A 12,626-nucleotide genomic window follows, 5' to 3' on the forward strand; every position below is an offset into this window, starting at 1 on the left:
GTGACGAGGTCGATGGCCTGGATGCCGTTCGTGCCCTCGTAGATCGCGGCGATGCGGGCGTCGCGCAGGTGCTGGGCGGCGCCGGTCTCCTCGATGAAGCCCATGCCGCCATGCACCTGCACGCCGAGCGAAGCCACCTCGATGCCGATGTCGGTGGAGTAGGCCTTGGCCACGGGCGTGAGCAGCGCGGCGCGATCGGCGGCGGCCTTGCGCCTCGCCGGGTCCGTCTCGCGGTGGCTGCGGTCGAGCGCCTCGGCGGTCATGTAGCAGATGGCGCGGGCCGCCCGCGTCTGGGCGCGCATGACCATGAGCATGCGGCGCACGTCGGGATGGTCGACGATGGCGCTCATGCCGTCGCCGCTGGCGCCGGGCGCTCTTCCCTGCCGGCGGTCGTTGGCGTAGGCGACGGCCTGCTGGTAGGCCCGCTCGGCGATGGCGACGCCCTCGAGCCCGACCCCGAGACGCGCCGCGTTCATCATCGTGAACATGCAGGCGAGACCGCGATTCTCCTCGCCGATGAGCCAGCCGACGGCACCGTCCTTGTCCCCGTAGACCATGGTGCAGGTCGGCGAGGCGTGGATGCCCATCTTGTGCTCGAGCGAGTGGCAGCGCACGTCGTTGGGCTCGCCCAGCGACCCGTCCTCGTTCACCAGGATCTTCGGCACGAGGAAGAGCGAGATACCGCGCGTGCCGGGCGGCGCGTCGGGCAGGCGCGCCAGCACCAGGTGCACGATGTTGTCGGTGAGATCGTGGTCGCCGTAGGTGATGAAGATCTTCTGCCCGAAGATGCGGTAGGTCCCGTCGCCGGCGCGCTCGGCACGGCTGCGCAGCGCGTTCAGGTCCGAGCCGGCCTGCGGCTCGGTGAGATTCATCGTCCCCATCCACTGGCCGGAGACGAGCTTCTCCAGGTAGGTCCGCTTGAGGTGCTCGGACCCGTGCTGGGCCACGGCCTCGATCGCGCCGGCCGTGAGCAGCGGGCCGAGCGCGAAGGCGAAGGCCGCCGAGCTCCACATCTCGCTGCAGGCCGCCTGGATGAGCTGCGGCAGGCCCTGCCCGCCATAGGCCGGGTCGGCGATGAGGCCGTTCCAGCCGGCCTCGGCCCAGGCCGTGTAGACCTCCTTCCAGCCCGGCGGCGTCACCACCTTGCCGTCCTTCAGAACCGAGCCGGTCTTGTCACCCACCCGGTTCAGCGGCGCGACGACCTCCGAGGCGAACTTGCCCGCCTCCTCCAGCACCGCGTCGGCGACGCCGTCCTCGAGTTCGGGCGCCAGACCGTCGGCCACGAGCTGGTCGAGCCCGGCGACCGCGCGCAGCGTGAACAGCATGTCCTCGACGGGGGCGCGGTAGGTCATCGCGGATCTCTCCTCCTCAGCGGTGGCGTTGCGTGCGGCTGGCGATCGGACGCCCCCGATGCTACGGGAGACCGCACCCGGCCGATGCCGGACCTTTGGGCATGGATCGGTTGTCGTCAACACACCTCAAGACTGAGATCCTCGCCGCCGATCCCGGCGGCATCGCGGCGGCGGCAGCCGTCCTGCGGCGTGGCGGGCTCGTGGCCTTTCCGACGGAGACGGTCTACGGCCTCGGTGCGGACGCGACCGACGGCAAGGCCGTCGCCGGCATCTATGCGGCGAAAGGACGCCCATCCTTCAACCCGCTGATCGCCCATTGCCCCGACGCCGACTCCGCCGCCGCCTTCGGCGTGTTCGACCGAACGTCCCGGGCACTGGCCGAACGATTCTGGCCGGGGCCCCTGACGCTGGTCGTGCCCTGCGTTCCCGGCTCGCCGGTCAGCGACCTGGTGACCGCGGGTCTTGACAGCATCGGCCTGCGGGTCCCAGACCATCCTGTCGCCCGCGCGCTTCTCGTCGCGCTGGGCAGGCCCGTGGCGGCGCCCTCGGCGAACCGCTCGGGGCGGATCAGCCCCACCGCGGCCGCTCATGTCATGGAAGACCTCGACGGCCGCATCGATGCGGTGGTGGACGGCGGCGACACGAAGGTGGGGGTCGAGTCGACCATCGTCTCGTGCCTTGGCGACCGCCCCGTCCTGCTGCGGCCCGGAGGCGTGCCGCGCGCCGCGATCGAGGCCGTGCTCGGCCAGGCGCTGGCGGACCCGCCGGGCGCCGACGCCGGGGACGCGCCGCTCGCCCCGGGCATGCTGGCCTCCCATTATGCGCCCGCGGCCAAGGTGCGGCTGGATGCCGGGCAGGTGGCGCCGGGCGAAGCCGCCCTGCTGTTCGGCCCCACCCCGCCCGCCGGGATCGAGGAGGCGGCCGCCGTGCTGAACCTCAGCCCCGCCGGCGACCTCGTCGAGGCCGCCGCCAATCTCTTCGGCATGCTGCGGCGGCTCGATGCCACAAGGGCGCCGACCATCGCGGTGGCGCCCATCCCGCACGACGACCTCGGCGAGGCGATCCGCGACCGGCTGGCCCGGGCGGCCGCGCCACGCCCCTGAAACGCGAAGCGCGCCGGCGGGGGCCGGCGCGCTGAGCCGTGTTGCGTCTGGGGTCCGCGTCAGGCGGTGCGGGGCACCAGACGGTCGACCAGCGGCAGGGCCGCGGTGCGGATCGCGAAGGCGCCCTCGCCGGCCAGCGCCACCACGACGTTGGCGACGATCAGGAAGAGCGGGTATTCCCAGCCACCGTTGGCGTTGGTGAAAAGCCAGCCATTGCCGGAGTGGACGAGGAACGCGCCAATCAGGACCGGCGTCAGGGCGGCCGCGACCCAGCGGGCGTAGAGGCCGAGGATCAGCGCGATGCCGCCGAGGAGTTCCGCGAGGAAGATCGGCCAGGCGAGCGCCGCCGGGTAGCCGATCTGCTGCAGGAAGCCGGCCCAGCCCGGCATCGTGAAGACGAAGTACTTCAGGAGCGCGTGGGCAATGAACATCGAGCCCAGCGAGACGCGCAGCAGGAACATGGCCAAGGGAGCGGTGCGGGTGTCGATCATGGTAGCCTCCTTCGGGGGTTGGCGCCGGGGCGCCGTGATGTGAGCGGAGACTGATCTTTTCTTTTCCGCAAATCCAGATTACAAAACGCACGCCTATTTTTGCGGAGATGCAAATGGAGCGCCTGGCCTGGGACGACTTTCGCCTGGTGAAGGCGATTGCCGACAGCCGCTCGCTGACCGGAGCGGCCGAGAACCTCGGCGTCAATCACTCGACCGTCTTCCGCCGCCTGGGCGAGGTGGAGAAGCGGCTCGGTGCTCCGCTGTTCGAGCGCCACCGCACCGGCTACGCGCTCACGCCCGCCGGCGAGGAGATGGTGGCGCTGGCGGACCGCATGGACCGCGACGTCACGTCCTTCGCGCGCAAGCTCGCCGGCAAGGCGCTGACGCCGTCCGGCGAGGTGCGCGTCACCACCAACGACACGCTGCTCATCTACCTGCTGATGCCGGTGCTGGCGGTGTTCCGCGCCCAGTATCCCGACATCCGGGTCGACATGGTCCTGTCCAACCAGGCGCTCAACCTGTCCAAGCGCGATGCCGACATCGCGGTGCGCGCCACGGACAATCCGCCCGAGACACTCGTCGGGCGACGCATGTCCTCCCTGGCCTGGACGATCTACGGCCGCCGCAAGGACTTCCCGCACCTCGATGCGGGGTCGGAGGAGAGCCTCGACAGCCTGCGGGCCCGGGACTGGGTGTCGCTGGGCGACCAGTTCGGCCACCTGCGCGCGGCCGGATTCGTGCGCGACCACGTCCCGCCGGAACGTGTGGCGATCAAGGTCAACAGCGTGCTCGGCCTGACGGAAGCGGTCGAGGAGGGAATCGGGGTCGGGCCCCTGCCCTGCTTCATCGCCGACAAACGCCCCTCGCTGGTGCGCCTCACGCCGATCAACCCGGCCTTCACCGCCGGCCTGTGGCTGCTCACGCACCCCGACCTCAGGGCCTCGCCGCGAATCCGCGCCTTCCTCGACTGCGCGGCGACGGAACTGGTGAAGGCCCGCGCGGCCCTGGAAGGCGACCTGCGGGTCGACGCGGCGGCAGCGGGCAGCTAGGCGGTCCCGCGTCCTTCCCTAGCCCTCGATCGCCACGATCTCGGCCTCGCCCTGGCCGGCGGCCACCACCTCGCCCACCGGCTTGCCGAGCAGGGCGCGGGCGAGCGGGGAGACATAGGAGATCTTGCCCTTGGGGGGATCGGCCTCGTCCTCGCCGACGATGGCGTAGGTCCGGCGCGTGTCGTCCTCGCGCAGGATCGTCACGGTCGAGCCGAAATGCACGACGTCGGCGTCGGGCGCCGCATGCATCAGTTCGGCGGACGAGAGCCGGTGCTGCCAGTAGCGCAGGTCGCGGCCGAGCCGCGCTCGAGCCTCGCGGTCGTCGCCGGCCAGCGGGATCTCCGCCTGCAGGCGCGCGACTTCCGCCTCGATGGCGGCGAGGCCAGCGGCGGTGACCAGATTGGGATGGGGGCTCAGGGGGCGGTCGGGAAGGTCGTCGAAGACGTCCTGTCCGTCCGGCTCTTTCACGAATGCGCGGCTCATGACTTACAATCGATAGATGTAAGATGAAGTTCCATGCAACTTTCCTGATCCTAGGTGATGGGGCTAGGGTGTGAAGCGACCGTCAGGCGGACCGGCGGCCACGGGGTCAGGGAGAGCGACATGAGCGGACATCTCGGCGCGAACATGAGCGGCGGACAGCCGACCGGGGCCAGCCTGGGAGGACCGATCCAGGCGTTGCGCGACCGGTGGGGCTGGATCGTCGGCATCGGCATCGCCTTGTCCCTGTGCGGCCTGATCGCGCTCGGCAACACCGTGGTCGCGACCTTCGCGGTCGTCGCCTTCGCCGGCTCCATGATGATCGTCAGCGGCATCATCGAGATCATCCACGGCTTCAACATGAAGACCTGGGGCCGCTTCTTCCTCTGGATCGTCATCGGCCTGCTCTATGTGGGGGCCGGCATCATCACGGTCACCGCCGCCCCGCAGGCCGCCGCGATCCTGACCCTCCTGGTGGGGGCCGCGTTCGTGGCTTCGGGCCTCGTGCGCATCGTGCTCGCCTTCCAGATGCGGGAGGGCACGCCCTGGATCTGGGCCGCGATCTCCGGGCTCATCACCGCCCTCCTCGGGGTGATGATCCTGGCCCAGTGGCCCTTCTCGGGGCTCTACGTGCTGGGCCTCTTCCTGGGCGTCGACCTCCTCTTCGCGGGCGCCAGCTGGGTGACGATCGGCCTCGCCCTGCGCCGCCGCGCCTGAGGGAACCCGCGCAGCAACTCCTCCGTTGGCCGGCCAGCGTGGTCGGGACCATCGCCGAATCGCCGCGATTGGGTGGCCTGGCTCGACCGTGACCGGGTCTTAACCCCGTCTGGGGCATGCATGTCCCGTGGGGTTATTGCCTTCTTTGGCAATTGCTTTTTGCAGGCGCGTGGGCAAGGAGATGCGCACGGCCTTCAATCGGCTTCGAGAGGATGGGCGGATGAGCAAGTGGGTCTACACGTTCGGTGACGGTCAGGCGGAAGGCAAGGCGGGCATGCGCGAGCTGCTCGGCGGCAAGGGCGCCAACCTCGCCGAGATGAGCAATCTCGGTCTTCCGGTCCCCCCGGGGTTCACGATCTCCACCGAGGTCTGCACCTACTACTACGCCAACGGCGAATCCTATCCGGCCGAACTGACGGGGCAGGTCGAGGCAGCGCTCGCCCATGTGGGCAAGCTCGTCGGCAAGACCTTCGGCGATCCCGCCAACCCGCTGCTCGTCTCGGTGCGCTCGGGCGCGCGGGCCTCGATGCCCGGCATGATGGACACGGTGCTCAACCTCGGCCTGAACGACGTCACGGTCGAGGCGGTGGCGGCGAGCTCCGGCGACGCGCGCTTCGCCTATGACAGCTACCGCCGCTTCATCCAGATGTATTCGGACGTGGTGCTCGGCGTGGAACACCACCACTTCGAGGATCTGCTCGACAGCTACAAGGACCGCAAGGGCTACGAGCTCGACACCGACCTCACCGCCGACGACTGGAAGATCCTGGTCGGCCAGTACAAGGCCGCGGTGCAGACCGAGCTGGGCAAGCCGTTCCCGCAGGATCCCAAGGACCAGCTGTGGGGCGCCATCGGCGCCGTGTTCGGGTCCTGGATGAACCAGCGCGCCATCAAGTACCGCGAGTTGCACGCGATCCCGGCCAGCTGGGGCACCGCGGTCAACGTGCAGGCCATGGTGTTCGGCAATCTCGGCGAGACGTCGGCGACGGGCGTCGCCTTCACCCGCAATCCCTCCACCGGCGCGAAGGAGCTCTACGGCGAGTTCCTCATCAACGCCCAGGGCGAGGACGTGGTGGCCGGCATCCGCACCCCCCAGGACATCACCGAGGCCGCCCGCAAGGCCGCCGGCTCCGACAAGCCCTCGCTCGAGAGGGCGATGCCGGAGGCCTATGCCGAGTTCATCCGCATCTGCGGGCTGCTCGAGAAGCACTATCGCGACGTGCAGGACGTCGAGTTCACCATCGAGCGCGGCAAGCTGTGGATGCTGCAGACCCGCAGCGGCAAGCGGACCGCCAAGGCGGCCCTGCGCATCGCGGTGGAGATGGCCAGCGAGAGCCTGATCACGCGCGAGGAGGCGGTGGGCCGCATCGACCCCGCCTCGCTCGATCAGCTCCTGCATCCCACCATCGATCCGAAGGCCGACCGGCGCGTGCTGGCGACCGGTCTGCCCGCCTCGCCCGGCGCGGCGGGCGGCGAGATCGTGTTCGACAGCGACGACGCGGAGGCGGCCAAGGCCGCCGGGCGCAAGGTCATCCTGGTGCGCATCGAGACGTCGCCCGAGGACATCCACGGCATGCATGCCGCGGAAGGCATCCTCACGACCCGTGGCGGCATGACCTCCCACGCGGCCGTCGTGGCGCGCGGCATGGGCAAGCCCTGCGTCTCGGGCGCCGGCGGGCTGCGCGTCGACTACGCCGCGCAGACCATGACGGCCGGCGGCGTCACCCTGAAGAGGGGTGACTGGCTGACCATAGACGGGGGCACCGGCCAGGTGCTCGCCGGCGAGGTGAAGATGCTCGAGCCCGAGCTTTCGGGCGAGTTCGCGACGCTCATGGGCTGGGCCGACGGGGTGCGCCGCATGAAGGTGCGCGCCAACGCCGAGACGCCGCTCGACGCGCGCACAGCGCGGCAATTCGGCGCCGAGGGCATCGGGCTGTGCCGCACCGAGCACATGTTCTTCGAGGGCGACCGCATCGTCGCCATGCGCGAGATGATCCTCGCCGACGACGAGAAGGGCCGCCGCGCCGCGCTCGCCAAGCTGCTGCCCATCCAGCGCGGCGATTTCCTCGAGCTGTTCACGATCATGAGCGGCCTGCCGGTCACGATCCGCCTGCTCGACCCGCCGCTGCACGAGTTCCTCCCGCACACGGACGAGGAGGTGGAGGAGGTCGCCAAGGCCATGGGCGCGACGCCCGAGAAGCTGAAGCGCCGCGCCGCCGAACTGCACGAGTTCAACCCGATGCTCGGCTTCCGCGGCTGCCGCCTGGCCGTCGCCTATCCCGAGATCGCGGAGATGCAGGCCCGCGCCATCTTCGAGGCGGCGGTGGAAGCCGCCCGCACCTCCGGCAAGCCGGTGATCCCGGAGGTCATGGTGCCTCTGGTGATGACGAAGGCCGAGCTCGACCTCGTGAAGGGGCGGATCGTCGCCATGGCCGAGGCCGTGAAGAAGGAGACAGGGGCCGACCTCGAGTACCAGGTCGGCACCATGATCGAGCTGCCCCGCGCCGCGCTGCGGGCGGCGGAGATCGCCGAGTCGGCCGAGTTCTTCTCCTTCGGTACGAACGACCTCACCCAGACGACGCTCGGCATCTCGCGCGACGACGCCTCCTCCTTCCTGGGGCCGTACACGGCCAAGGGGCTCCTGCCGGCCGATCCGTTCGTGACGCTCGACCAGGACGGCGTCGGCGAACTGGTGAAGCTCGCCGCCGAGCGCGGCCGCAAGACCCGCGCCGCCATCAAGCTCGGCATCTGCGGCGAGCATGGCGGCGACCCGGCCTCCATCGCCTTCTGCGAGGGCGCCGGCCTCGACTACGTGTCGTGCTCGCCCTATCGCGTGCCGATCGCCAGGCTCGCGGCGGCGCAGGCCGCGCTGGGCACCAAGGCCGCGAGCCAGGCCTGATGCCCCAGAACCGGCTCACCATCGTCTTCGTCGCCGCCCTCGCATTGTCGGGGGCGGTGGTCGCCTTCATCGTGAGCCGCAATCCCTCGCTCGAACAGTCGGCGTTCCCGCCGTTCTTCTGGCCGCTGGGACTGGCACTGCTCTTCGACATCGCCTCGCGCCCCCTGATCCACCAGGGCAAGCTGCCCGAACTGCCGATGCAGGCCCGCTTCATCGGCGTCATCGCCGGGGCCATCGTGTACCAGCTGACGCGCATGGTGCTGCCGGCGGCGTGAGTCACGGGCTGCTCAGAGCTTGTGAATCTTCAATCAAACCGCTCCCAAGCCCCTCATCCTGAGCCACGGCCCGTCGGGCCGTGAGTCGAAGGACGCACAAAAGGGCCACTGCACCAGCCTGCGTCATTCGACTCGGCCGCTTTGCGGCCGGCTCAGGATGAGGGAGATGGGGGCGGGGATAGCTTCACAAGCTCTCAGGATGAGGGGCATCGGGGAGCTGAGAGAGGCGGGTCCCGTCGGCCATTAACCGGCGCTCAACCTTACCCGGCGATAAAGAAATCCATGGGCATTCGACGGTTCGGTGTCGCTTCGGCGACACGGCGTCGGTCGCGTGGAGTGGTTCGTTCGCATGGGTCGGTCGAGTCTGCGTTGGGCGGTCGGCACGGTCGCTCCCTGGGTTTTGGCGACGGGCGTGCTGGTGTCGATCAGCGCCGACGCCGGCGTCGACGTCTCGGCGGGCTACCAGGTCACGGCCAAGACCGGCCTGGGATTGTCCGCTCCGGACGATCTCGTGCCGCGCCAGGACAGCGTGCAGCTCGCCCTCGCTCCCCGCGTCCTCGGCTGGCAGGCGGGTGTCATCCACAGCGTCCGGCTGCCCGTGGCCGATCCGCCCCTGCAGCCCATCGCGCCCGATGCCCGGCCGCGCGAGGAGTTCAAGAAGGGTGTGGCCGGCGCCTTTCCCGCCATCGACCGGACCCGCAAGGGCGACCCGGTGATCGGCCTTCGCCCCACCATGACGAAGCGGCCGGAGGCGCCCGGGCGCACGCTGTTCTCTTCTGGCGACGGCCTGCTTCCGCCGACGCTGCTGCAGCCGATGGGCGGCGACATTCCCGGCCCTGATTCCGTCGCCAGCTTCGAGGCCGTTCCCTCGCTCGAGGCGACCACCCCCTCCGCCCTGGCCAGCCAGAACAGCCCGACCGCGGGTCGCAGCCAGCTCACCGCGGCCGCCCGCGCCTCCGGCACCTCGACCAGCGGCGTCGGGTCGACGCCCACCGTGCCGCGCGCCGTGTCCCTGTCGTCGACGACGCCCGCCCCCATCGATGCCGTGCCCGTCGAGATCGCCGCCGCGCCCGTTTCGGCCGCCGGTCTTGCGGCGCTTCAGGCGCGCATGCCGCTGACGGTCGTGCCCAAGGACGAGGTCCGGCCGAGCTACGCGAGCCTGCTCTCGCCCGAGGCGATCGAAAAGGAAGAGCGCTGCCTGGCGGAAGCCATCTATTTCGAGGCGCGCAGCGAACCCGAGGAAGGCCAGGCCGCCGTGGCGCAGGTGGTGCTCAACCGCGTGAAGAGCGGGCTCTATCCGACCAGCGTCTGCGGCGTGGTCTACCAGAACCGCCACCGCCACCTCGCCTGCCAGTTCACCTTCGCCTGCGAGGGCAAGGCCCTGCGCATCACCGAGCAGGACAGCTGGAAGACGGCCGTGCGGATCGCCAAGGAAGTGACCTACGGCAAGACCTACCTGAGCGACGTCGGCGCCGCCACGCACTACCACGCCAACTATGTCCGGCCCTACTGGGCCAAGCGGCTCAAGAAGATGGACACCATCGGCCGCCACGTCTTCTACAAGCTGAGGCCGGGACAGACTTAGAGATTCTCACCGCCCTCTCCGCCGTCCTGCCCGGGCTTCGGCCCGTGCATCCACGACTTTGCAGATGCCACGGTGGCCGTCCCCAACGAAGGCGTGGATGGCCGGGCCAAGCCCGGCCAAGACGCCGAGAGGTTGAGCCCTGGGCGGGAGAGGCTCAATCGATGGCGATGTCGAGCCCAAGGTCCAGCACCGGGGCCGAATGGGTGAGCGCGCCGACGGAAATCATGTCCACGCCGCTCTCGGCCGCGGCGCGCACGGTGTCCAGGTTGATGCCGCCGGAGGCTTCCGTGGCCATGCGGCCGGCGATGCGGCGGACGGCCTCGGCGAGGAGGTCCGGCCCCATGTTGTCGAGGAGCACGACGTCGGCGCCCTCGGCGATCACCTCGTCGAGCTGGTCGAGCGTGTCGACCTCGATTTCCACCTTCACGAGGTGCCCGACGGCGGCCTTCGCTGCGCGCAGCGCCTGGGCCACGCCGCCGGCCACGGCGATGTGGTTGTCCTTGATGAGAACGGCGTCGTCGAGGCCGAAGCGGTGGTTGAAGCCGCCGCCGCAGCGCACGGCGTATTTCTCGAAGGCGCGCATGCCGGGTGTCGTCTTGCGGGTGCAGACGATGCGGGCGCGCGTGCCCGCCACACGCTTCACGAACGTGGACGTGAGCGTGGCGATGCCGGACATGCGCCCCATGAAGTTGAGGGCCACGCGTTCGGCCGAGAGCACCGAGCGCGCCGGCCCCTCGATGCGGGCGACGACCTCGCCCGGCGACAGCGGATCGCCGTCGGCGAGCTTCGAGGTGAGGGTCACCTCGGGGTCGTAGGCGTGGAAGGCGGCCACGGCGACGGGCAGGCCCGACACGATGCCGGGCTGGCGGGCCGCGATGACGGCCACCGCGCGGGCCCGCGCCGGGATCGTTGCCAGCGTCGTGATGTCGCCGGCCCGGCCGAGATCCTCGTCCAGTGCACGGCGCACCGCGTCGGCGATGATGAGCGGGTTCAGGAACAGCGCGGGATTGGCCGGCACGGTCGCTTGTTCGGGCGTCTTGTGGTGGGTCATGGCTTCGTCCTCAACGCCTCGTCGAGTGTGATGCGCGACCGGCGCGCCTGGGCCGGATCGGCGTGCGGATGGTCGGATCGGAAATGGCCGCCGCGGCTCTCGGTGCGCGCCAGGGCGGACGCCGCGATGAGAAGCGCCGTCGCGGCCATGTTGCGCAGGGCCGCCGTCGGCGCCGCCGCATGGATCGTCCGCAGCGCGTCGCAGGCCTCGGCCAGGCCCGTGCCATCGCGCAGCACGCCGACGCGCCGGCTCATGAGCTGGCGGATGCGCTCGACCGTGGCCGGATCGGTTCCCGCCGGGCCGGCCTCGGCGCGGTCGTGCTCGGCCGCGGCGGGCGCCACCAGCGACGCGCTCGCCAGGTCGTCGGCAATGCGGGCGGCGAAGACCACGGCCTCCAGCAGCGAATTGGAGGCGAGGCGGTTGGCCCCGTGGACGCCGGTGGAGGCCACCTCGCCGGCCGCCCACAGGCCGGAGAGCGAGGTGCGGCCCCGCGCGTCCGTCCAGATGCCGCCCATGTGGTAGTGCTCGGCGGGCGCCACGGGGATCGGCGCGGTGACGGGATCGATGCCGGCCGAGCGGCAGACGCCGTAGACCGTCGGGAAGCGCTCGGGAAACTCCGCTCCGACCGCCTGCCGGCAGTCGAGGAACGCGCCCTTGCCCGCCGCGATCGAGGCGAACACACCCCGGGCGACGATGTCGCGCGGCGCGAGCTCGGCGTCGGGGTGGATGTCGAGCATGAACCGGCGGCCGTCGCGGTCGATCAGCGTGGCGCCGTCGCCACGCAGGGCCTCGGTGGCTAGCGGGGCCGGGTCGCGGCCGATGTCGATGGCGGTCGGGTGAAACTGCACGAACTCGGCATCCGCCACCATGGCGCCGGCCGCCGCCGCGATGGCGACGCCGTTGCCGTTGGCCTGCGGCGGGTTGGTGGTCACGGCGTAGAGGTGCCCGACGCCCCCGGTCGCGAGCACGACGGCCGAAGCGGGGATGACGCGGGCCACCGCGGCGGCCCCGGCCTCGGCCCGCGAGACGACACCGCGCACGCGGCCGTCCTCCACGACGAGGCCCTCGGCGACTTCACCCTCGCGCACCGTGATCGACGGCGTGCGGCGGACGGCGGCGACCAGCGCCTCCATGATGGCCTTGCCGGCCATGTCGCCCTTCACGCGCACGATGCGACGCTCGGAGTGGGCGGCCTCGCGCGACTGCACGAGCCGGCCCTCGAGGTCGCGGTCGAACGGCACGCCGAAGGCGAGCAGGTCGCGGATGCGGTCGCCCGCCTCGCGGGCCATGGCGAGCACGACGCCCTCGTCCACCGTGCCGGCGCCCGCGACGAGCGTGTCGGCGGTGTGCTTCTCGGGGGTGTCGCCGTCCGACATGGCGGCGGCGATGCCGCCCTGGGCCCACGCCGAGGAGGCGCCCTCCCCGATGGGCGCGGCGGCGAGCACGGTGACGGGATGCGGGGCGAGCTTCAGGGCGCAGAACAGCCCCGCAAGCCCGCCGCCGACGATGAGGATGGGTGATGTCATGGCCGTCCTCCGGCGGCGCCCGACCTCGCGGTGCTGGGCGCCATGGGACGCGCGGGCTCCCGGCCCGCCCGGATGGCGGACCGCGGCGCCGGCGCCGC

General features: G+C 70.9%; 11 protein-coding genes. 6 read left to right on the plus strand and 5 right to left on the minus strand.

Going from position 1 to position 12,626, the window contains the following annotated elements:
- Positions 1-1,352 (minus strand): acyl-CoA dehydrogenase family protein (locus Q0Q47_RS27760; RefSeq protein WP_293867844.1); only part of this gene is annotated, 1,352 nt, incomplete at its 3' end.
- 101 nt (positions 1,353-1,453) lie between these two features.
- Between Q0Q47_RS27760 and Q0Q47_RS27765 the strand changes: the two genes are divergently transcribed.
- Positions 1,454-2,455, plus strand: coding sequence for an L-threonylcarbamoyladenylate synthase (locus Q0Q47_RS27765; protein ID WP_293867846.1), 1,002 nt, complete (start codon positions 1,454-1,456; stop codon positions 2,453-2,455).
- A 59-nt stretch (positions 2,456-2,514) separates the two neighbouring features.
- Here the strand turns inward: Q0Q47_RS27765 and Q0Q47_RS27770 are convergent, their stop codons facing one another.
- A complete protein-coding gene (locus Q0Q47_RS27770) occupies positions 2,515-2,946 on the minus strand; it encodes a DoxX family protein (protein ID WP_293867848.1) in 432 nt (143 codons plus the stop codon).
- A 113-nt stretch (positions 2,947-3,059) separates the two neighbouring features.
- On the opposite strand from Q0Q47_RS27770, the gene Q0Q47_RS27775 reads away from it, so the two are divergent.
- Positions 3,060-3,995 (plus strand): LysR family transcriptional regulator, encoded by a 936-nt coding sequence (locus Q0Q47_RS27775; RefSeq protein WP_293867850.1) that lies wholly within the window; start codon positions 3,060-3,062, stop codon positions 3,993-3,995.
- An 18-nt stretch (positions 3,996-4,013) separates the two neighbouring features.
- On the opposite strand, the gene greA is transcribed toward Q0Q47_RS27775, so the two are convergent.
- A complete protein-coding gene (greA, locus tag Q0Q47_RS27780; protein ID WP_293867852.1) occupies positions 4,014-4,478 on the minus strand; it encodes a transcription elongation factor GreA in 465 nt (154 codons plus the stop codon).
- Positions 4,479-4,598: 120 nt separating this feature from the next.
- On the opposite strand from greA, the gene Q0Q47_RS27785 reads away from it, so the two are divergent.
- The 4 genes from Q0Q47_RS27785 to Q0Q47_RS27800 all read left to right on the plus strand — a co-directional run bounded on the left by Q0Q47_RS27785 (position 4,599) and on the right by Q0Q47_RS27800 (position 9,951).
- Positions 4,599-5,192, plus strand: a complete 594-nt coding sequence (locus tag Q0Q47_RS27785) for an HdeD family acid-resistance protein (RefSeq protein ID WP_293867854.1) — start codon at positions 4,599-4,601, stop codon at positions 5,190-5,192.
- A gap of 220 nt (positions 5,193-5,412) precedes the next feature.
- Positions 5,413-8,091 carry a pyruvate, phosphate dikinase gene (gene ppdK, locus Q0Q47_RS27790; RefSeq protein WP_293867856.1) on the plus strand — a complete coding sequence of 893 codons (2,679 nt, stop codon included), beginning with the start codon at positions 5,413-5,415 and terminating at the stop codon, positions 8,089-8,091.
- Complete coding sequence (locus tag Q0Q47_RS27795) at positions 8,091-8,366, plus strand: hypothetical protein (RefSeq protein ID WP_293867858.1); 276 nt, start codon at positions 8,091-8,093, stop codon at positions 8,364-8,366. The genes ppdK and Q0Q47_RS27795 overlap by 1 nt, the downstream gene beginning before the upstream one ends.
- A gap of 349 nt (positions 8,367-8,715) precedes the next feature.
- The gene (locus Q0Q47_RS27800; protein WP_293867860.1) at positions 8,716-9,951 is read left to right on the plus strand and encodes a cell wall hydrolase; all 1,236 of its coding nucleotides are present in this window, start codon (positions 8,716-8,718) and stop codon (positions 9,949-9,951) included.
- A 154-nt stretch (positions 9,952-10,105) separates the two neighbouring features.
- On the opposite strand, the gene nadC is transcribed toward Q0Q47_RS27800, so the two are convergent.
- Positions 10,106-11,002, minus strand: coding sequence for a carboxylating nicotinate-nucleotide diphosphorylase (gene nadC / locus Q0Q47_RS27805; protein ID WP_293867862.1), 897 nt, complete (start codon positions 11,000-11,002; stop codon positions 10,106-10,108).
- Positions 10,999-12,528, minus strand: coding sequence for an L-aspartate oxidase (locus Q0Q47_RS27810; protein WP_293867864.1), 1,530 nt, complete (start codon positions 12,526-12,528; stop codon positions 10,999-11,001). Before Q0Q47_RS27810 ends, nadC begins: the two co-directional genes overlap by 4 nt.
- Between the last annotated feature and the right edge of the window lie 98 nt (positions 12,529-12,626).

Origin of the sequence: uncultured Alsobacter sp. (genome assembly GCF_945952055.1) — a bacterium.
Lineage (GTDB): Bacteria > Pseudomonadota > Alphaproteobacteria > Rhizobiales > Beijerinckiaceae > Alsobacter.

What these genes read in the sequence shown, in the direction of transcription:
- Q0Q47_RS27795 (WP_293867858.1), top strand. Translation starts at nt 8,091, where the DNA reads ATGCCCCAGAACCGGCTCACCATCGTCTTCGTCGCCGCCCTCGCATTG.
- Q0Q47_RS27770 (WP_293867848.1), bottom strand. Translation starts at nt 2,946, where the DNA reads ATGATCGACACCCGCACCGCTCCCTTGGCCATGTTCCTGCTGCGCGTC.
- greA (WP_293867852.1), bottom strand. Translation starts at nt 4,478, where the DNA reads ATGAGCCGCGCATTCGTGAAAGAGCCGGACGGACAGGACGTCTTCGAC.
- nadC (WP_293867862.1), bottom strand. Translation starts at nt 11,002, where the DNA reads ATGACCCACCACAAGACGCCCGAACAAGCGACCGTGCCGGCCAATCCC.
- Q0Q47_RS27785 (WP_293867854.1), top strand. Translation starts at nt 4,599, where the DNA reads ATGAGCGGACATCTCGGCGCGAACATGAGCGGCGGACAGCCGACCGGG.
- Q0Q47_RS27800 (WP_293867860.1), top strand. Translation starts at nt 8,716, where the DNA reads ATGGGTCGGTCGAGTCTGCGTTGGGCGGTCGGCACGGTCGCTCCCTGG.
- Q0Q47_RS27775 (WP_293867850.1), top strand. Translation starts at nt 3,060, where the DNA reads ATGGAGCGCCTGGCCTGGGACGACTTTCGCCTGGTGAAGGCGATTGCC.
- Q0Q47_RS27765 (WP_293867846.1), top strand. Translation starts at nt 1,454, where the DNA reads ATGGATCGGTTGTCGTCAACACACCTCAAGACTGAGATCCTCGCCGCC.
- ppdK (WP_293867856.1), top strand. Translation starts at nt 5,413, where the DNA reads ATGAGCAAGTGGGTCTACACGTTCGGTGACGGTCAGGCGGAAGGCAAG.
- Q0Q47_RS27810 (WP_293867864.1), bottom strand. Translation starts at nt 12,528, where the DNA reads ATGACATCACCCATCCTCATCGTCGGCGGCGGGCTTGCGGGGCTGTTC.